At 72.5% G+C, this 18038-nt stretch carries 20 protein-coding genes, 1 tRNA gene and 2 pseudogenes; 17 read left to right on the top strand and 6 right to left on the bottom strand.

The genetic code is table 11. The annotated features are described in order from the left end of the window. The 6 genes and pseudogenes from VGH76_RS24745 to VGH76_RS24720 all read left to right on the top strand — a co-directional run. Positions 1-348, top strand: a pseudogene (locus VGH76_RS24745) (hypothetical protein); the annotation flags it as partial. Between the two features lie 51 nt (positions 349-399). Further along, on the top strand, positions 400-837 hold the full coding sequence (locus tag VGH76_RS24740) for a hypothetical protein (RefSeq protein WP_331559415.1): 438 nt from the start codon (positions 400-402) through the stop codon (positions 835-837). Between the two features lie 9 nt (positions 838-846). Next, positions 847-1695, top strand: a complete 849-nt coding sequence (locus tag VGH76_RS24735) for a hypothetical protein (protein WP_331559414.1) — start codon at positions 847-849, stop codon at positions 1693-1695. A 134-nt stretch (positions 1696-1829) separates the two neighbouring features. Further along, entirely contained in the window at positions 1830-2354 is a 525-nt protein-coding gene (locus tag VGH76_RS24730) for a gamma carbonic anhydrase family protein (protein WP_414637809.1), read from the top strand. A 422-nt stretch (positions 2355-2776) separates the two neighbouring features. After that, positions 2777-3043, top strand: a complete 267-nt coding sequence (locus VGH76_RS24725) for a hypothetical protein (protein WP_331559411.1) — start codon at positions 2777-2779, stop codon at positions 3041-3043. A 111-nt stretch (positions 3044-3154) separates the two neighbouring features. Further along, positions 3155-3589: a hypothetical protein gene (locus VGH76_RS24720; protein WP_331559410.1), complete on the top strand. Its 435-nt coding sequence runs from the start codon at positions 3155-3157 to the stop codon at positions 3587-3589. A gap of 11 nt (positions 3590-3600) precedes the next feature. Here VGH76_RS24720 and VGH76_RS24715 read toward each other — a convergent pair whose 3' ends face one another. Continuing rightward, positions 3601-4281 (bottom strand): GntR family transcriptional regulator, encoded by a 681-nt coding sequence (locus VGH76_RS24715; protein ID WP_331559409.1) that lies wholly within the window; start codon positions 4279-4281, stop codon positions 3601-3603. A 229-nt stretch (positions 4282-4510) separates the two neighbouring features. Between VGH76_RS24715 and VGH76_RS24710 the strand changes: the two genes are divergently transcribed. The 4 genes from VGH76_RS24710 (at position 4511) to VGH76_RS24695 (ending at position 9633) form a co-directional block, all read left to right on the top strand. After that, on the top strand, positions 4511-6253 hold the full coding sequence (locus VGH76_RS24710; protein ID WP_331559408.1) for a thiamine pyrophosphate-binding protein: 1743 nt from the start codon (positions 4511-4513) through the stop codon (positions 6251-6253). Position 6254: 1 nt separating this feature from the next. Continuing rightward, positions 6255-7652: a phenylacetate--CoA ligase family protein gene (locus VGH76_RS24705; protein WP_331559407.1), complete on the top strand. Its 1398-nt coding sequence runs from the start codon at positions 6255-6257 to the stop codon at positions 7650-7652. 4 nt (positions 7653-7656) lie between these two features. After that, positions 7657-9222 (top strand): GMC family oxidoreductase, encoded by a 1566-nt coding sequence (locus VGH76_RS24700; protein WP_331559406.1) that lies wholly within the window; start codon positions 7657-7659, stop codon positions 9220-9222. Positions 9223-9288: 66 nt separating this feature from the next. Continuing rightward, entirely contained in the window at positions 9289-9633 is a 345-nt protein-coding gene (locus tag VGH76_RS24695; RefSeq protein WP_331559405.1) for a thioesterase family protein, read from the top strand. A gap of 155 nt (positions 9634-9788) precedes the next feature. On the opposite strand, the gene VGH76_RS24690 is transcribed toward VGH76_RS24695, so the two are convergent. Continuing rightward, positions 9789-10352 carry a TetR/AcrR family transcriptional regulator gene (locus VGH76_RS24690; protein WP_331559404.1) on the bottom strand — a complete coding sequence of 188 codons (564 nt, stop codon included), beginning with the start codon at positions 10350-10352 and terminating at the stop codon, positions 9789-9791. 110 nt (positions 10353-10462) lie between these two features. On the opposite strand from VGH76_RS24690, the gene VGH76_RS24685 reads away from it, so the two are divergent. The 3 genes from VGH76_RS24685 to VGH76_RS24675 all read left to right on the top strand — a co-directional run bounded on the left by VGH76_RS24685 (position 10463) and on the right by VGH76_RS24675 (position 14220). After that, complete coding sequence (locus tag VGH76_RS24685) at positions 10463-11659, top strand: alpha/beta fold hydrolase (RefSeq protein ID WP_331559403.1); 1197 nt, start codon at positions 10463-10465, stop codon at positions 11657-11659. A 132-nt stretch (positions 11660-11791) separates the two neighbouring features. Then, entirely contained in the window at positions 11792-13708 is a 1917-nt protein-coding gene (dnaG, locus tag VGH76_RS24680; RefSeq protein ID WP_331559402.1) for a DNA primase, read from the top strand. Continuing rightward, positions 13696-14220 carry a hypothetical protein gene (locus VGH76_RS24675; protein WP_331559401.1) on the top strand — a complete coding sequence of 175 codons (525 nt, stop codon included), beginning with the start codon at positions 13696-13698 and terminating at the stop codon, positions 14218-14220. Before dnaG ends, VGH76_RS24675 begins: the two co-directional genes overlap by 13 nt. A gap of 173 nt (positions 14221-14393) precedes the next feature. On the opposite strand, the gene VGH76_RS24670 is transcribed toward VGH76_RS24675, so the two are convergent. Further along, entirely contained in the window at positions 14394-14624 is a 231-nt protein-coding gene (locus tag VGH76_RS24670) for a hypothetical protein (protein ID WP_331559400.1), read from the bottom strand. Between the two features lie 103 nt (positions 14625-14727). Here VGH76_RS24670 and VGH76_RS24665 point away from each other — a divergent pair, with 103 nt between their 5' ends. Beyond that, positions 14728-14853, top strand: a complete 126-nt coding sequence (locus VGH76_RS24665) for a hypothetical protein (protein ID WP_331559399.1) — start codon at positions 14728-14730, stop codon at positions 14851-14853. A gap of 56 nt (positions 14854-14909) precedes the next feature. Here the strand turns inward: VGH76_RS24665 and VGH76_RS24660 are convergent, their stop codons facing one another. After that, positions 14910-15185, bottom strand: a complete 276-nt coding sequence (locus VGH76_RS24660; protein WP_331559398.1) for a hypothetical protein — start codon at positions 15183-15185, stop codon at positions 14910-14912. Between the two features lie 104 nt (positions 15186-15289). On the opposite strand from VGH76_RS24660, the gene VGH76_RS24655 reads away from it, so the two are divergent. Then, positions 15290-15362, top strand: a tRNA-Asn gene (locus VGH76_RS24655). A gap of 252 nt (positions 15363-15614) precedes the next feature. Here the strand turns inward: VGH76_RS24655 and VGH76_RS24650 are convergent. Both VGH76_RS24650 and VGH76_RS24645 read right to left on the bottom strand, forming a co-directional pair. Next, the gene (locus tag VGH76_RS24650) at positions 15615-16091 is read right to left on the bottom strand and encodes a hypothetical protein (RefSeq protein ID WP_331559397.1); all 477 of its coding nucleotides are present in this window, start codon (positions 16089-16091) and stop codon (positions 15615-15617) included. Next, on the bottom strand, positions 16091-16723 hold the full coding sequence (locus VGH76_RS24645; protein ID WP_331559396.1) for a DUF2231 domain-containing protein: 633 nt from the start codon (positions 16721-16723) through the stop codon (positions 16091-16093). Before VGH76_RS24645 ends, VGH76_RS24650 begins: the two co-directional genes overlap by 1 nt. Before the next feature lie 159 nt (positions 16724-16882). Between VGH76_RS24645 and VGH76_RS24640 the strand changes: the two genes are divergently transcribed. Next, positions 16883-17629 carry a transcriptional regulator gene (locus VGH76_RS24640; protein WP_331559395.1) on the top strand — a complete coding sequence of 249 codons (747 nt, stop codon included), beginning with the start codon at positions 16883-16885 and terminating at the stop codon, positions 17627-17629. A gap of 197 nt (positions 17630-17826) precedes the next feature. After that, positions 17827-18038 (top strand): annotated as a pseudogene (locus tag VGH76_RS24635) (zinc permease); the annotation flags it as partial.

The following is an 18038-nucleotide window of genomic DNA, read 5'->3' as shown; positions in this document are numbered from 1 at the left end:
ACCACCGAGATGCCGGCGCCGATGCCCTACCCGACCATCACCGCGCCGCCCCTCGAGGACCCGGACCAGGGCTCGACGGACACCCAGCAGGAGGAGCACGGCGCCTCCGAGGACCCGGCCCCGCCCGAGACGGCCGACACGGACGACACGGACGACGACGACGACGCCGACGAGCTGCCGGAGCTGCCGCACCGTCGGCCCGGGTCCCACCTCCCGGCGGGCCTGCCCGCCACCCCTCGAAACGCCCCGACGGTCCGCCCTGCGGCCGCCGTGGCAGGTACCGCGGCGTTCACCGCAGAGCCCTCGGTGCTGAGACGGCTGATCGACGGACTACGTCGTCTGTCCTGACCCCCGTCGTCCTCCGATCCAAGCCACCCCGATGGAGAGAAACAGAACCCCATGGCTGACATCGATTACGTCCTCAACGCTGCGACGAACATCAAGGGCGCCTTCGCGGTCGCGATCGTCGACTACGAGAGCGGCATGACCCTCGGTTCACGCGGCGGCAGCGCCGAGTTCGACCTCGACGTCGCCGCTCCCGGCAACTCCGAGGTCGTGCGCGCCAAGTTCGACGTCATGCAGAAGCTCGGCCTGCGGGAGACGATCGAGGACATCCTGATCACCCTCGACACGCAGTACCACCTGATCCGGCCGGTCTACTCGCGCAACGACGAGGACAAGGTGTTCTTCTACCTCGTCCTCAACCGTCAGCAGGCCAACCTCGCGATGGCCCGCCGCGACCTGCGCATGATCGCGCAGCGGTTCACCATGGATGGCCCGGACGCCGGCCCGTCCGCAGTCGACCAGGGGTACTACCAGCAGACCGGCCGGCGCTGACCGACCGACGTGGGACGGCACCGTCACATCACGTGCGTCCGCGCCGACGGGCTCTCGACGGTGCTGGCGTCGCTGCTCGAGGATCGGCGGGTGGTCGCCGCGACACTCGTCGACCTCGGTAGCGGTCTCGTCCTGGATGCCTGCACCCGGGACGCGGACCTCACCGACCTCGAGCTGCTCGGGGCCGGGCACGCCGACCTCGCCCGCGCCGCCACGGCGGTCACCGGGACGAAGCCGGCGTTCGAGGCGACCATGACCGTCGAGACCCCCGACGGCCGGGTGCACCTGCTGCGCGACGTCCCGGACCCGCACGGCGACCGCCTCGTGCTGGCGGTGGTCGTGGCGGGGAGCTCGCGGTCGGTGGTCCGGGCCCGGCAGAAGATGGCCGCGGTCCCGTTCGAGGCCCTCACCGCGGGTCCGAGCCTGCAGCGCCGCCCCGTGGACGGGCAGTGGCTGATCGGGCCCGCGGCCCCCGACGTCCCCGCCGTCACCCCCGACGGCCTGCCCGGCCTCGAGCCGGTGGTCCCGACGGTGGGGGCGGTTCCGGACCCCGACGGGCTCCCGGGCCTGGAACCGATCGTCCCGGCCGTGTGCCGGGGCCCGGAGCCGCCGGAGCTGCCCGGTCTGGAGCCGGTGGTCCCGGCCCGGGTGACCGTGTCGGAGCCCGAGCCGTCCGTGCCCGACGAGCCGGCCCCGCCGCCGGCGATGGTCCCCGTCGTCGTCACCTTCGCCCGTGACGCACCCCGCTGGGCGGGGGATGTCGCGGAGGACGGGGACGGGGCATCGGACGACGGCGGGGACGACGGCGAGCCGGCGATCCCCGAGCCGCGTGGCGAGCAGGCCCGCGCCGACGTCTGAGCGTCGCCGGGCGTGATCGTCAACCGTGGCGCGGACCGCCCCACATCGAGGCATTCCGCGCCACGGCTCGTGCTCATGATCGGCTTGCGGGGACGGCCGGCCCGCGGCGACCGCAGCCTGGTTCGATGTCGGCCATGGACTCGCTGCTCGTCACCGTGGACGGTCACTCGCCGCAGGTCGACCCGACCGCCTGGATCGCGCCGGGCGCCGTCGTGGCCGGTCGCGCGACGCTGGGGCCCGAGGTCGGCATCTGGTACGGCGCGGTCGTGCGGGCGGACAACGACACCATCACGATCGGGGCGGGGTCCAACATCCAGGACGGCTCGGTGCTGCACGCCGACCCGGGCTTCCCGTGCTCGGTGGGGGAGAACGTCACCGTCGGGCACCGCGCGGTGGTGCACGGCTGCACGGTCGAGGACGAGGTCCTCGTCGGGATGGGCGCGGTGATCATGAACGGGGCGATCGTCGGGCGGGGCTCGGTGATCGCGGCCGGCGCAGTGATCTCGCAGGGCGTGACGGTGTCGCCGGGCTCGCTCGTGGCGGGCGTGCCCGGCAAGGTGCGCCGCGAGACGACCGACGAGGAGCAGGGCTTCAACAAGATGAGCGCGGCCGCCTACCGCCATCTGCTCGGGGTCCACCGTGACGCGACGACGGGCTAGACCCTTCCGGACGCCCGCTCCTGTGCCTGCGATTCGACTTGACTGAACCTGTAGCTCGCCCCATCCGCGAGCGGTGCGCCGACACCGGGACGGCGCCCACCGTGCGCCTGCACGTGCTGGGCGGCGGAGCGCCGCTGCCGGTGCAGCTCGTGCCCGACACCGACCACCGCGGCGGGACCACGTCGCCGCTGCCGAGGGCGTCGTGGTGCTGGTCGGGCGCGAGCTCGCGGCCGCGGTCGACGACCACGTCCTGGACGCCTGGCCCGGCGAGGACCCCGACGCGCCGCGGTACGTGTTGACCGCCGCCACGTGACTTGGAATCGACGGGTTGACCTGCCGAAAACCTGTATCTAGAGTTGCAGATATCAGTTCGGCAGGGACGCTGAAGCCGGTGTGATCGCGACCGGAGGAGGTGTTCATCGGTGGTATCCGTGCTCGATGCGCCCGAGGTCGACCAGGCGGTGTTCGATGCCGAGTTCGTCGCGATCGTGCTCGCCGAGTACCCGGGAGCCGAGGGCGAGCCCGTGCCCGCCTCGATCCCGCCCCGGTCGGGCTCGCGTTCCCGTCGCGCCGACCGGCCCGGTCCGACGCCGACCGACCGCCGCCGCGACCGCGCCCCGGTCCCCACGGCGGTGCGGAGCGGGCGCCGTCGACGACCCGGCCCGTCGCCCCGATCCCCTCCGCCGTGACGAACCGGAACAGGGTCCGACGTGCAGGGGCGGCCCCGAGCACCACGGTGCCAGCCCGGTCTCCGGCCTGTGGTCCGGGGCCGCCCCTGACCTGACCGAGGGAGGACCGAGGTGGGACTGGATCGGGTGTGGATCGAGACCCTCGACCACGGGCTGGTGCGCGCCGACCACGTGATCGAGGTCCTGGCGCACAAGACCGCGCCGTTCGCCGGCAAGCCCGCCCACTGGCTGCTCGACGTCGTCACCACCACCAGCCAGGGCGCCGGCTCCGCCCAGGCGTGGAACCTCACCGCCTCCCACCGGACCCTGATCCAGACCGACCAGACACCCCACGGCGCTCCCGCCCGGCTGACCGCGCTCCTCGCCGCCCTGCACACCGCCGACACCGCCGGGCTGATCACCGCCCGCACCACCGCGGCCCCCGGCCAGGGGACCGCCACCGTCGACTTCGAGTTCCGGCCGTTCCCCCCGACGACGGGGCTCGGTGAATCCACGAGCCCGCCCCGGAGGCCCGGCGAACCCGCCGACGACGCCCAGTACCTGTAGGGGAGCCCCGCTCAGCCCGACCCGGCCGCGTCACGGCCGGCCGCGCCCATCGCGTCGAGGATGAGCTGCTCGCCGTGCTCGGCGTGGCGCCGCGACAGGGCCTCGGCCGCCTCGCCGTCACGGTCCCGGATGGCCGCGAGGATCGCGGTGTGGTCCTCCCACACCCAGGCCGGGGCGCCGCCCTGGAAGAGCACCTCGCCCATCACCCGCTGGACGTTGCGCCACATCACCCCGGCGCTCTCGACGAGCAGCGGGTTGCCCGAGGCCTCGACGACGGTGCGGTGGAACTCGACGTCCCCCCGGATCATCTGGGCGAAGGCGCGGTCGGCGAACGCCTGGTTCCCGCTCGCGACGATCTCGTCGGCGCGCGCCAGCCAGTCGTCGGTGCGCCGGGCCGCGGCCAGCCGGGCCGCCTGCCCGTCGAGCACCGCGCGCAGCTCGTAGAGGTGGCTGACGAACTCGGGCTCGAGCGGCGCCACCTCGAGGCCCCGGCGGCCGAACTCGCGGACCAGGCCCTGATTGCGCAGCAGGAGCAGGGCCTGCTGGATCGGCTGGCGGGACACGTTGAACCGTTCGGCGAGCTGTTCCTGCCGCAGCGGCGTGCCCGGAGCGAGCCGTCCGGTGCAGATGTCGTCGACGATGGCCTCGAAGACCTGCTCGGTCCGAGAAGGCATCTGCGGTAGCGCGCTCATCCCACCCCTCCGGGCCCATCGGGCCCGCGAACCGCTCGGCCCCGATCTCCACACGTGGCGTGCTTCACACCGCACGACCGGGGGTAGCCCCACGCTATCGCGGTTCGTGGTCGCGACCAGTAGCGACCAAGTCACCCGAAGCTATTGACTTCTGAATTCAGAATGCGCCATGGTCGTGACGGCGGTCACCGCGAGAAGCGTGCCGACGATCACTCGACGGGGAGGATCCATGGCGGACGCCCAGCACCAGGGTCGGCCGGAGCAGGTCGCCGAGGTCGTGGCGCGGTTCCTGACCGAGCACGGCGTCGACCGCGTGTTCGGGCTGCAGGGCGGCCACATCCAGCCGATCTGGGACCGGCTCGCGCGGCGCGGCGTGCGCATCGTCGACGTCCGCGACGAGGGCTCCGCGGTGCACATGGCGCACGCGCACACGGAGCTCACCGGGCAGACCGCGGTCGCGCTGGTGACGGCGGGCCCCGGCGTGACGAACACCGTCACCGCCGTCGCGAACGCCTCGGTCTCGCGCATCCCGCTGCTGGTCATCGGCGGCTGCCCGCCGATCCCGCAGTCCAACATGGGCCCGCTGCAGGACATCCCGCACACCGCGATCCTCGAGCCGGTCACGCGGCTGGCCCGCACCCTGCGCAGCGCCGACCAGGTGCTCCGCGAGTTCGACGAGGCCTGGGCGCGGGCCTCCGGCGACCGCGGCGAGCCCGGCCCGGTCTACCTCGAGATCCCGACCGACGTGCTCCGCCAGGAGGTCCCGCCGGCCCTGCAGACCGAGGAGCACTTCCGCGCCAAGCCCCGCCGTCGTCCCCAGCCCCACCCGGAGGACGTGGCCGCCGTCGCGGACCTGCTCCGGGCCGCGTCGAAGCCGGCGGTGATCTCCGGCCGCGGGGCGCGGACCACCGACGGGACCGAACTGGTCCGCCTCCTCGATGCCAGCGGCGCCGCCTACCTCGACACGCAGGAGAGCCGCGGCCTCGTCCCGGACAGCCACCCGGCCGCCGTCGGGAGTGCCCGGTCCGCGGTCATGCGCGACACCGACCTGCTCATCACCGTGGGCCGCCAGCTCGACTACCAGCTCGGGATGGGGTCCCCGGCGGTCTTCCCGCACGCGAAGGTCGTGCGCATCTCCGACACCGCGAGCGAGCTGATCGACAACCGCCGCGGCGAGGTCGAGATCCTGGCCGAGCCGGGCGCGGCGCTCGGGGCGATCGCCGACGCGCTGAAGGACCACACCCCCGACACGTCGTGGCGCGACGAGCTCAAGACCAAGCACCGCACGCGCGCCGACGAGTACCGCGAGGCCCTGCACACCACCGAGAACGGCGCCGACGGCCACATCCACCCCAACCGCATCTTCGGGGCGCTGGACGCCCTGGACGGGGATGCTCTGGACCTCGGCGAGACGATCATGATCGCCGACGGGGGCGACCTGCTCTCGTTCGCCCGCCTCGGGATCACCCGGTGCGCGCGCTACCTCGACGCCGGGGCGTTCGGGTGCCTCGGGGTGGCGACGCCGTTCGCCGTCGCCGCCTCGCTGGCGTACCCCGAGCGCCCGGTCGTCGCGGTGACCGGCGACGGCGCCTTCGGCATCACCGCGACGGAGATCGACACCGCCGTCCGGCACGGCGCGAACATCGTCGTGATCGTCTCGAACAACCGCGCCTGGAACATCGAGCGCTACGACCAGGCCGAGAACTACGGCCTCGTCGTCGGGACCGAGCTCGGCGACTCCGACTACGCCGCCGTGGCCCGCGCCTTCGGCGCGCACGGCGAGCGGGTCACCGACGGCGCCGACCTCACCGACGCGATCCGCCGCGCCGTCGAGCACGCACCCGCGGTGGTCGACGTCGTCACCACCCAGGACGCGCCGTCGCCCGACTCCGGCAAGGGCCTCGGCTTCGTGCCCGACTACCAGGCGCTCACCCCGTGGAACGACGCCGAGATCGAGCGGAGGAAGTCCTGACATGAGCGGACGGATGGAGGAGTGGGCCTTCCCCACCCGGTACGACCAGAGCTACCTCCCCGATCCCGAGTCGCCGTACTGGTTCCCGAACCGGGAGACCATGGACCCCGACGAGCGCGACGCCGCCGTGCTCGTGCGGCTCCGCGAGGTCATGGACTACGCCTACTCGACGTCGTCCTTCTACCGGACCACGTGGGACGCGGCCGGCCTGAAGCCCGCGGACATCACCTCGTTCGAGGCCTTCGAGCAGGTCCCGGTGGTGACGAAGGCCGAGATGCGCGAGTCGCAGGCCGACCATCCGCCGTTCGGGGACTACCTGTGCTGCGACGAGTCCGAGGTCCACCACATCCACGGCACGTCCGGGACGACGGGCGCCCCGACGGCGTTCGCGCTCGGGCGCCGGGACTGGGAGGTCATCGCCGACAACCAGGCACGCATCCTGTGGGGGATGGGCGTCCGGCCCGGCGACACCGTGTTCGTCGCGGCACTGTTCTCCCTCTACCTCGGCTCCTGGGGCGCGATGACGGCGGCCGAACGGCTGCGGTGCCGCGTCCTGCCCTTCGGCGCCGGCGCCCAGGGCATGACGGCGCGGGCGGTCACCTGGCTGGCCCGGGTGAAGCCGGCGGCGTTCTACGCCACGCCGTCCTACGCGCTGCGGCTCGCGGAAGTGGCCGAGAAGGAGAAGATCGACCCCCGTGAGTTCGGGCTCAAGGTCATGTTCTTCTCCGGCGAGCCCGGTGCCTCGGTGCCGTCGGTGCGCAAGGCGATCGAGGACTCCTTCGGCGCCACGGTGATCGACTGCGGCACGATGGCCGAGATGACGCCGTTCATGTCGGCGTCGGCCACCGCGGGCACCCCCGACGGGATGCTGCTGTGGCAGGACATCGTCTGGCACGAGGTGTGCGACCCGGAGACGTTCCGCACCGTCCCCTACGGCGGCGAGGGCACGCCGGTCTACACCCACCTCGAGCGGACCTCGCAGCCGATGATCCGGCTCGCCTCCAACGACCTGACGCGCTGGGTCATGGAGGACAACCCCTGCGGGCGGACCTATCCGAAGCTGCCCGACGGCGTCTACGGCCGGATCGACGACATGATCCACATCCGCGGGGAGAACGTGTACCCGACGGAGGTCGACAACTACCTGCGCCAGGTGGCCGACTACGGCGGCGAGCACCAGATCGTCGTGCGCCGCACCGGGTCGATGGACGAGATGATCGTCCGGGCCGAGTGCACGCTGCCCGCCGACCGGCGCGGCGAGTTCGAGAAGAACACCGGCGCGGGCCTGCAGTCCTTCCTCGGCGTCCGCGTGACCTTCGAGTCCGTGGACGCCGACACCCTCGAGCGCGCCGAGCACAAGTCGCGGCGCGTGGTCGACGAGCGACAGCTGCGCATGTGAACGGATGTGGTCGCCGGAACGACCACATCCGTTCACATGGGCTCCGACGACGAAGGAGGAGGGGACCAGGTGGACAACGCCCTGGGAGAGAAGCCGGCACCGTTCGGCGCCCCGGAGACGACCGCCACGCCGGGGGAGGCCGGCGGCTACTTCGAGACCGGCCGCCCGCGGGCTCGGCGGGCTGCCGAACCCGATCCGGTTCGATGACACGCAGGCCGCCGTCATCAACGCCGCGGCGGACACGATCGTCCCGCCGCACGGCCTCGAGGGCACGATCGACTGGCCGATCTCCTACGAGGACCTCGCCCCGTTCTACGACGAGAACGACGAGATCTACGGCATCTCCGGCCGGATCGGCGACCCCTCGTACCCGGACCGCAAGCAGGCGGTGCGCGACCCCGAGGTCCTGCCCGGCAAGCTCGGCCTGAAGTACGCCACGGCGTCGAAGGACCTCGGCTGGCACTGGTGGCCCTCGGACAACGCGGTCATCACGATCCCGCGGGAGAACCGCGAGGCGGACCAGGCCATGGGCAACGAGCTCTCCGGCAGCCCGACGGGGTCGTTGTCCACTCCGGCGAACGCGCACTGGCCCTACGCCATCCGGTTCGGGGCGCACCTGCGCACCATGGCCCGCGTCGAGACGATCAACGCCGAGAACGGCCGCGCGACCGGCGCGACCTACATCGACCGCACCACCGGCGAGCGACACGAGATCCGCGCGAAGATCGTCATCCTCGCGGCCAACGGCATCGGGTCCCCGCGGCTGCTCCTGCAGAGCGCGCAGAAGGGTTTCCCGGACGGGCTCGCGAACTCGAACGGGACCGTCGGGAAGTACCTCATGCACCACGTGTTCGCGTTCTGCGACTCGTGGTTCGACGAACCCGTCGAGGGATTCAAGGGCTCGTTCGGCGCCCCGCTCTACTCGCACGAGTTCTACCACACCGACATGAGCCGCGGATTCGTCAACGGATTCGGGATGCAGGTGGCGCGCTCGTTCGGTCCGGCCTACGCGGCGATGGGCACGCACACCGGCTACACCGCGCCGTGGGGCGAGAAGCACCGCGCGTTCTTCGACGGCCACTTCGCCAACCACCTCATGGTGTTCATGTTCGGCGAGGACCTGCCGGTGGAGACGAACCGGGTCACGCTCGACCCCGACGTCACGGACTCGTCCGGCCTGCCGGCCGCGCACGTCGACTACGAGCTGCACCCCAACGACGTCGCGCTCGCCGAGTACGGGATCGAGAAGATCTTCGAGGCGACGCGGGCGGTCGGGGCCACCGAGACCAACGACACCGGCGTGCTCTACCCGCCGCCGGGCTGGCACCTCATGGGCACCTGCCGCATGGGCAACTCGCCCGACGACTCGGTGCTCAACAAGTGGTGCCAGACGTGGGATCTGCCGAACCTGTTCGTCGACGGCAGCACCCTGACGACCGGGGGCGCGGTGAACCCGACCTCCACGATCGGGGCGCTGGCCTGTCGGACCGGTGAATACATCTCGCGGAACTTCCACGACATCACGTCGCAGAAGACGACGCCGAGCAATAGGTGGGCTCCGCCCATGTGAGCACTAATCCGTGCCATACCACGGATTGGTGCTCACGAGCGCGGAGCGCACCTCTATGATGCCGCGATGCTCCACGACGTGACCGACGAGGACACCGCCATCGCCCTCGGCAGCGGGGACGTACCGGTGCTCGGCACCCCGCGGCTGGTGGCCTGGCTGGAGGCCGCGACGGTCCAGGTCGCGGCCCCGCTGCTCGAGGACGGCCGGACCACGATCGGCACCGCGGTCCGGGTCAAGCACCGTCGTCCCACTGCGGTCGGCGGCACGATCGGGTGCACCGCCGAGGTCCTCTCCGGCCCCGACGAGAAGGGCCGTCTGACGTTCTCGGTCCGCGCCGTCGACGGCGAGGGCCAGGTGGCGGGGGAGGGCGAGATCGACCGGGTGGTGGTCGAGACCGACACGTTCGGCTAGCCGGACTTCGGCCTCGTGGGGCGGCGAGCGCCGAGTGGACCCCGACGGCTGTGTCGGGAGCCCTCGAGGTCCACTCGCCGGCACCGAGGCCGGCCACCGGGGCCGAGTGGACCCCCATGGTCGCCGCGGCGGCCGCCGGAGTCCGCTCGGCGAGGTCAGCGCGCAGCGCACCTCCGCGCCGTCGCCACCAGGCTCGCCGTCGCCTGCTCCGGCTCGAGCCCGCACAGGTCGAGCAGCGTGAACAGCGACTCCGCGCTCATCACCACCGCGAGAGCGAACGCCAGTTCCTCCCGCTCCGGCCCGGCCGGGACCGGCGCGAGCGCGTACTCGATCACCTCGAACCGGTGCGCCGGCCGCTCCTCGCTGGCCCCCGTCAACGACGCCGCCACCAGCGCCCGCACCGCCCGCTCCTGGCGCAGCGTCCGTACGCAGAACGCCCGCGTCGCCCGGGCGACCCGTTCACCCACGTCGTCGATATCCGCCAGGTCCTCGCCGAGCAGGTCCTCGGGAGTCGGCCAGGTGTCGGCCACCGCATCGCGCAGCAGCGTCACGAGATCCGGGAAGTAGCGGTACGCGGTCGCCTCGGAGACCCCGGCGTGCGAGGCGACGACGGGCATCGTCACCTCGGCGCCGGACTCCACCAGCTCGCGCGCCGCCTCGGAGATCGCCCGCCGCGTGCGCTCCTTCTGCCGGGCCCGGCCCGTCGTCGTCGACGTCATCGCGCCTCCCAACACCTGACTCTCATCGTGAGATCATACTTGCACGAACGCAGGGACACGCCTACCGTCATTCGTGACAGCGAACTCTCACGAAGCGAGGAGGGGTCACGATGACCCTGGTGTCGATCGTCGGACCCCACGACGGCGAGGTCCCGCTCACCGCTGCGGTGACCATGCGCATCCTCGAGGACGGCTCCACCACCGGGCACCGGCTCGGCATCGGTGAGATCACCATCGCGCCGCACACCGACGGCCCGCAGCAGCACCGCCACGCCCAGCACGACGAGGGCTTCTACGTCGTCTCCGGCACCGCCCGGTTCACCGTCGGGACCGAGGTGCAGGACGCCCCAGCCGGCTCGCTCGTCATGGTCCCGCCCGGCGCGCCGCACACCTTCGCCAACCCCGGCGACGAGCCCGCCGTGCTGCTCAACACCTTCACCCCCGACCTCTACGTGCAGTACTTCCGCGACCTGCGCGAGATGGTCGACGGCGGGAAGCCCATGACGCCGGAGAACGTCGGCGGCGTGATGGCCCGCTACGCGACGACGCCGTCCGACGAGTACGCCCCGGCGTTCGACGACCGCGGCACCGGCCGCCCGGTGATGGTGCTGCACGGCGGCGGGGGACCGATGTCGGTGCTCGGGCTGTCGGCGCAGCTGGCCGGTGCCGGCAACCGGGTCCTCACCCCGACCATCCCCGGCTTCGAGGGCACCCCGCGCCCCGACGACTGCCGCACGGTCGCCGACATCGCGGCGCGCTACCTCGACCTGCTCGCCGAGCAGGACCTGCACGACGTCGTCGTGGTCGGCAGTTCGGTCGGCGGCTGGATCGCCGTGGAGATGGCCCGGCAGGCCGGGGCCGACGGCCGGGTCGGCGGGATCGTGCTGGTCGACGCGGTGGGCATCGAGGTGCCGGACCACCCCATCACCGACATCTCCGGACTGACCCTCGACAGGATCGCGGACCACTCCTACGCCGACCCGGACCGCTTCCGGATCGACCCGTCCACCCTCCCCGCCGAGCGGCAGGCGGCGATGGCGTCGAACGCGGCGGTGTTCGCCGACTACGCGGGCAGCCCCTACATGCACGACCCGACGCTGCGGGGCCGCCTGTCAGACATCACCGTCCCCGCCGCGGTCGTGTGGGGCGAGGCCGACGGGATCGTCGACGTCGGGTACGGCCGGGCCTACGCCGACGCGCTCGGCGCCCCGTTCACCGTCATCGGGGGCGCCGGGCACCTGCCGCACCTGGAGCAGCCGGAGGCGACCCTGGCCGCCGTCGACGGCTTCCTGACGGCGCAGGTCTGAGGCCCGGATTCATGCCAGCAACGGCACGTTGCTGGCGTCCGACGCCAGAACGGCGCCGCTCACGCACGGCCGGCCGACCGGTTCGCCGAACGCACCCCCGGGGCGCGCACCCGACGTCGTAAACTCGCCGCCGTGGCGGGAAGGATCCGGGACTCCGACATCGCGGAGGTGCGCGACCGGAACCGCATCGACGAGGTGGTCAGCGAGTACGTCGCCCTCCGGCCCGCCGGGCCCGGGTCGCAGAAGGGGCTCTGCCCGTTCCACGACGAGAAGAGCCCGTCGTTCCAGGTCCGCACCAGCCACAACACGTACCACTGCTTCGGGTGCGGGGCGCACGGCAGCGTCATCGACTTCCTCATGCAGGTCGACCAGCTGGGGTTCGTCGAGGCGGTCGAGAAGCTCGCCGACCGGGTCGGCTTCCGGCTGACCTACGAGGGCGGCGGGTCGAGCGTCCAGCGCGACCGGGGCACGCGCAGCCGGCTCCTCGCCGCCAACAAGGTCGCCGCCGAGTTCTACGCCGAGCAGCTGCGGGCGCCGGGGGAGGCCCAGAAGGCCCGCGAGTTCCTCGCCGAGCGCGGGTTCGACCAGGCGGCCGCGGAGTCCTTCGGCTGCGGCTTCGCGCCCGGCGGCTGGGAGAAGCTGACCAAGCACCTGCTCGCCCAGGGCTTCACCCTCGACGAGCTGGAGAAGGTCGGGCTGTCGGTCCCCGGCCAGCGCGGGCACCGCGACCGGTTCCAGCGCCGCCTGCTGTGGCCGATCCGGGATCTCGGCGGTGACGTGGTCGGGTTCGGCGCCCGGCGGCTCTTCGACGACGACCGCATCGAGGCCAAGTACCTCAACACCCCCGAGACGCCCGTCTACCACAAGTCGAAGGTGCTCTTCGGCCTCGACAAGGCCAAGCGGGAGATCGCGAAGTCCCGCCAGGCGGTGATCGTCGAGGGCTACACCGACGTCATGGCGATGCACCTCGCCGGCGTCCCGACGGCCGTCGCGAGCTGCGGCACCGCCTTCGGGGACGACCACGTGGCCGTCCTGCGCCGCCTGCTCATGGACGACTCGTTCGACCGTGGCGAGGTCATCTACGTCTTCGACGGCGACGCTGCGGGCCAGGCGGCCGCGCTCAAGGCCTTCGACGGCGACCAGCAGTTCTCCGCCCAGACCTACATCGCGACCGTGCCGGGGGGCATGGACCCCTGTGAGCTGCGGCAGGAGCGCGGGGACGTGGCGGTCCGCGACCTCGTCGCGCAGCGCTCGCCGCTGTTCACCTTCGCGATCCGCTCGATCCTCGACGACTACGACCTCTCGACCGTCGAGGGGCAGACCGCCGCGCTGCAGCGCACCGTCCCCCTGGTCGCGCAGATCCGGCGGGTGGAGCTGCGCGACGGGTACGCGCGGCGCCTCGCGGGGTGGACCGGCTGGGCCGATGAGGCGCAGGTCGTGCGGCGGGTGCGCGAGACCGCCGGGCAGCCGGCGGACGCGCGCCAGCAGGGGTCCCGACGACGGCAGGTGCGGCCGGTCTCGTCGTCGTCCGGCGGTGCGTCGGAGGGGCCGCCGATGCCCGCCCGGGACGACCCGCGGCTGCGGGTGCAGCGCGAGGTCCTCAAGGCGGCGCTGCAGGTCCCGGGGCTCGCCGGGCCGGTCTACGACACGCTCCCCGAGGACGCGTTCAGCCACGAGAGCTACCTCGCGGTGCACCGCGCGATCCTCGCCGCGGGCGGGACGTCGAGCGGGTACTCCGGGTCGGCCTGGCTCTCGGCGGTGACCGGTGAGGTGACCCCGCCCGGGTACGGCCGGCTGGTCGCGGAGCTCGCGGTCGAGCCGATGCAGTCCCGCGAGGCCGACGACCACCGCTACGTCTCGTCGATGCTCACCGCCCTGCAGGGCACGCTGGTGGAGCGGCAGGTCGCGGAGATCAAGTCGCGGCTGCAGCGGATCTCGCCGGTGACCGACGCCGACGAGTACCACGAGCTGTTCGGCGATCTCGTCGCGCTCGAGCAGTACAAGAAGGCGCTGCGCGACCAGGCGATCGGCGGGCAGTGGTCGGCGTAGGGGCCCGGATCGCGGCGCTGCTCACCGGGCGGGAGATCACCCCGGAGGGATTCACCGGGACGCTGGAGCCCGACGAGCGCGTGCTGGCCGACTCCCGCGCCCGGCGCGGCGAGGTCGTGCTCGCCACCGACCGGGGGCTCTGGGTCGACGACCACCGCGTGCCCTGGCACCTGGTCTCCAAGGCGACCTGGGCCTCGGGGGCGCTCGAGGTGATCGAGGCGCTCGAGGTCGAGCACCTCGAGGGCGGGGTCGTGGTGGTCTCCGACGCCGTGCCCCGCCGGCTGCCGCTCCCCGACCCGGGGCGCATCCCCGAGACCGTGCACCGCCGCGTCACCGGCGCGATCCACTCCCGCCAGCACCACGACCTGCCCAGCGGCGGCGCGTGGTTCGTGCAGCGCCGCACCCCGGGCGGGGTCGTGCTGCACGTGCGCGCGGACCCGGGGACCGACCCGGACGAGGTGCGCACCCTCGCGGCCGGGGTGGGGGAGAAGTTGGGTCGGGCGCGGGGCTGAGTCGGCCCTCGTCCCCTTCCGGCCCCGGCCCTCGTGGCAGCAACGGCACGATGCTGGCGTCAGATGCCAGGACGGCGCCGCTCACTCATCCCGACATCCTCCCCTGAACGACGAACGCGGCGCCCCGGACCGAGGGCGGGTCCGCGACGCCGCGCGTCGGTACTGCCATGTGCTCAGGCCAGGATGATGTACAGCGCGTAGATCACGATCGCCGCGGCGGCCGCGAAGCACACCGCGCTGACGGCCGTCCCGGTCGACGGCGAGAGGGCCGGCTCCGGCCCGTCGGGTCGCGGCGACCGCGCGGCGAGCCCCACGATCCCGAACGACACCAGTGCCGTCGCCACGACCGCGGCCGCGAAGGACACGATCGCCACCAGACCCAACGAACCCCAGGCGATGCTCATGCCTGCGCCACCCCGCACTCGGTACGGACCTCGTCGGGCGCGATCGGCGCCTCGACATCGTTGACGTTGTCGGCGGTGACCGGCGTGCGGCGCGAACGCGTAGATGCCGATCCCGACGGCGATGGCGACGACCGCGACGAGGACCGTCCCGACGACGCCCTGCGAGGCCGCGCACGCCGCGACCGCCCCGACGATGGCCGTCCATCACGCGAAGGGGAACATGATCTGAACAGAGATCATCCGGGCCGTGAAGCCCGCCCGGATGATCCCGGTTCGTCGAGATCGCTAGCGCGCGGTCCCGTTGCCCGTGGCCGACCGGCCGGGCGCTGACGGCTCGTGGCCGGCGTTCGACGACGGCGCGACCTTGTCCTTCGCAACCGCCACCCCGGCCTGCACGGCCTCGCCCGCCTTCGCGCGCGCCACCCCGGCAGCCGCCTGCACCTGAGGATTGTCCGCCACCCGGCGGTACGCCTTCGACAGCTGCTCGTAGCGCTCACGTCCCGCCCTGGTCCCGAGGACGTATCCCACGCCCATACCCAGCAGGAACGGCAGCAACTTCATGATCAGACCTCCCGACGACGGCGTGGGCCCATCCTGCCGCACGACGCCGCGGAGCCGTCAGGTACGGTCTACGGCGAGCCCAGCACGGTCCGGGTTCATGACGGTCCTCCGTAGCTCAATCGGCAGAGCATGCGACTGTTAATCGCAGGGTTACTGGTTCGAGTCCAGTCGGAGGAGCCCTCCCCCCAGGTCACAGCGTTGACCTGAGACGCGCCGGCCCCCCGCGAGCCATGACTTGCCCATGGTTTTTCGTGCTCTTCGTGCCACGCGTCGAGTGCGTCGGCGGCGGCCGGGTTCACGATCCGGCGTCCGAAGTAGAAGTTCTGGGTCTTAGCGTGCGCCCGCCGTCGTCACCTCCGCCATCGGCCACCGCAGGATCATCGAGCCGGGCGCGACCCGACGGGCCGTCCGGAGCCTCGTGCGGACGCCTTATGCCCCACCTATGCCGAGCATCGTCAGCAGCACGAGCACGACCGTGACGACGGCCAGCAACCCGTGTGCGGCCACAACCGGGACCGGTAGGTGCCGTTCCGCGGGCGTCTCGCCCTCGGAGGCGGGGGCCGCCGCGCCGGGGGACCTGCTGCCGGAGCCCGCCGCGACGCTCTGCGGGGCGCGCCAGACCTGCCGCCACCGGGCGAGCATCGCGAACCCGAGCGCGGCGACCGGCACGAGCAGCACGAGTGCGATCCAGCCGAGCACGTCGGCGTCGGTGAGGACGTAGAGGACCCAGAGGACGAGGCCTGCGGCGGCGAGGGCGAGGTGGGAGAACACCGCGCCCGCCGGCAGCCGCGAGGCCCCGGTGCGCTGCTGGCGCAATCCCCCACGGGCGACCCACCGCCCGAGCATCACGAATCCGCCGACCGCGGTGAGCGCCCAAGCCACCAGCGCGACCGTTGCCATGACCATCAGTGCGTCTCCTCTCCGACCTCGCTCCGAACATCTCGGTAGCCCGTCAACTGCGTGCTCTCGTCGGCCACGCGGACGCCGTAGCGGAACGTCAGCCGCCCGCCTAGCGAGCCCGACAGCCCGAGTACCGCCACCGCGACGACCGACAGGACCAGGGGGCCGACGCCGACCGTGCTCGCGCCGCTCTCGGCGCCCCGGCGCCAGAGGAAGCCGGCGATGTACGCGGCGACGACGAGAAGGTTGAGGACAATGTGCACCAGCGCCGTGCGCGAGGCTCTGGTGTGCCGGGGGATGGAGAGCATGTCGAGGGCGCCCACCATCGCGGCGGCCAGCGCCCCGAGCACGCCCAGCGCGATCAGCCACCGCGAGCCCTGCACCAGGTAGCCACCGTTCGGGACCACGTAGGACCCCACGTCGAACACCAGGCTCGCGATCCACGCCCCGATCGGCACGGTCACGAGCAGCGGGTGCCAGGGATGCCCGTACGGGCCCGCCAGCGCAGCGCTGATCGGCTGCTTCACCTCCGCGAGCCGGGCGGGCGACCCCTCGCCCGGCTGCGCGCCCGGCCCCTTGCACGACTCGTGGTGGCCGGACCCACTCCGGGTCCGACTGTCGCTCGCCTCGCTGCTCACCACGCCGTCCACCCCCACGAGTCGCGGCTAATTCAGATAACGAAGTTTGGTCTTATCTGCCGAAGCAAGTCAAGACGCTGCTCGGCCCAACGCTAGATGCTTTCGACCATCTCGCTTCTCTTTTGTGATCTCGGTTGGTGTGGACGTACGCTGAGCGGCGTGGAGCCCGACCCGCCGCCGGAGGCGCCCGCGTCCATCGAGCTGCCGACGACGCAGGCGATCGGCGCGATGGCCGCGCTCGCCGACGGGTTCCGACGCCGCCTCTACGAGGTCGTCCGCGCCGCGGCGCGCCCGGTGAGCCGTGATGAGGCCGCGGCCGCCGTCGGCATCTCCCGCAAGCTGGCCGCGTTCCACCTGGACAAGCTCGTCGAGGTCGGGCTCCTGCAGGCCGAGATGGCCGGTCCGGGCGCGGTACGGCGGGTGGGTCGCCGGCCCAAGGTCTACCGGCCCGGCGACGCCCAGATCGGCGTCACCATCCCGGCCCGCTCTCCCGACCTGCTCCTCGGCATCCTCGTCGAGGCCCTCGACCCGGCCAGCGAGCCGCCACCCCGGGAGGCCCGGGAGGACGCCGAGAGCGCAGTCGCCGCAATCGCCCGACGCCGCGGCCGGGACCTGGGAGCCGCCGAGCGGGAGCGCACGCGCCCCGGACGGCTCGGCGCCGAGCGCGGCCTGACAGTCGCCGCCGGCCTACTGACCACCCTTGGATTCGAGCCCCGCCGCGGGCGCCCCACCGAGCTGAGCTTGCGCAATTGCCCCTTCCACCCCCACGCGGCTACCGCACCCGCGCTCGTCTGCGCGCTCAACCACGCCCTGATCACCGGGGTACTCGAAGGGCTCCGTGCCGACACCGTGACCGCGACCCTCGCGCCCCGACCCGGAGAATGCTGTGTCCGGCTTACGGGCTGAGGGCGCCTTGGCTCCACTTCTAGCCTCATCTCGCCACGACTCTCGAGAGGCGCTCGATCTTCCCCTCGACCGCTGCTGCCGGACGTATCCGTTGACAGTTCCTTCGGGTTAGGTGAGGCTGCCCTCGCTCCGGCGACGCGGCGGTGTCCCGGTGCTGGTGCGCGAGGGGTGTGGTCGTTGTGGGCGAGGGTCAGACGTTGCTGCTGGGAGCGATCGCCGCGGTGACGATCCTGCTGGGGTTGCCGCTGGGCCGGCTGCGGTCCCCGGCGGCGGGAACGCGGGTGTTCCTCAACGCGCTCGCGGTGGGCATTCTGGTCTTCCTGCTCTGGGACGTGCTCACTCATGCTTTCGAGCCCGTCGACACCGCGATCGGTGCTCTGCGAGACGGGTCCGGCGGCTTCGGTCAGGT

The sequence above is a fragment of the Actinomycetospora sp. genome (assembly GCF_036497585.1).
GTDB lineage: Bacteria > Actinomycetota > Actinomycetes > Mycobacteriales > Pseudonocardiaceae > Actinomycetospora.
The sequence above is the reverse complement of the archived record's forward strand: the minus strand, read 5'-3'. Positions and strand labels throughout refer to the sequence as shown.

Bases quoted from the DNA above. Each gene is read 5' to 3' on its own strand.
- VGH76_RS24685 (WP_331559403.1), top strand. From the start codon at position 10,463: ATGACCCTGGTGTCGATCGTCGGACCCCACGACGGCGAGGTCCCGCTC.
- VGH76_RS24705 (WP_331559407.1), top strand. From the start codon at position 6,255: ATGAGCGGACGGATGGAGGAGTGGGCCTTCCCCACCCGGTACGACCAG.
- VGH76_RS24670 (WP_331559400.1), bottom strand. From the start codon at position 14,624: ATGAGCATCGCCTGGGGTTCGTTGGGTCTGGTGGCGATCGTGTCCTTC.
- VGH76_RS24730 (WP_414637809.1), top strand. From the start codon at position 1,830: ATGGACTCGCTGCTCGTCACCGTGGACGGTCACTCGCCGCAGGTCGAC.
- VGH76_RS24740 (WP_331559415.1), top strand. From the start codon at position 400: ATGGCTGACATCGATTACGTCCTCAACGCTGCGACGAACATCAAGGGC.
- VGH76_RS24715 (WP_331559409.1), bottom strand. From the start codon at position 4,281: ATGAGCGCGCTACCGCAGATGCCTTCTCGGACCGAGCAGGTCTTCGAG.
- VGH76_RS24665 (WP_331559399.1), top strand. From the start codon at position 14,728: ATGCCGATCCCGACGGCGATGGCGACGACCGCGACGAGGACCGTCCCG.
- VGH76_RS24660 (WP_331559398.1), bottom strand. From the start codon at position 15,185: ATGAAGTTGCTGCCGTTCCTGCTGGGTATGGGCGTGGGATACGTCCTC.
- VGH76_RS24700 (WP_331559406.1), top strand. From the start codon at position 7,657: ATGTGGTCGCCGGAACGACCACATCCGTTCACATGGGCTCCGACGACG.
- VGH76_RS24695 (WP_331559405.1), top strand. From the start codon at position 9,289: ATGCTCCACGACGTGACCGACGAGGACACCGCCATCGCCCTCGGCAGC.
- VGH76_RS24710 (WP_331559408.1), top strand. From the start codon at position 4,511: ATGGCGGACGCCCAGCACCAGGGTCGGCCGGAGCAGGTCGCCGAGGTC.
- VGH76_RS24650 (WP_331559397.1), bottom strand. From the start codon at position 16,091: ATGGTCATGGCAACGGTCGCGCTGGTGGCTTGGGCGCTCACCGCGGTC.
- VGH76_RS24690 (WP_331559404.1), bottom strand. From the start codon at position 10,352: ATGACGTCGACGACGACGGGCCGGGCCCGGCAGAAGGAGCGCACGCGG.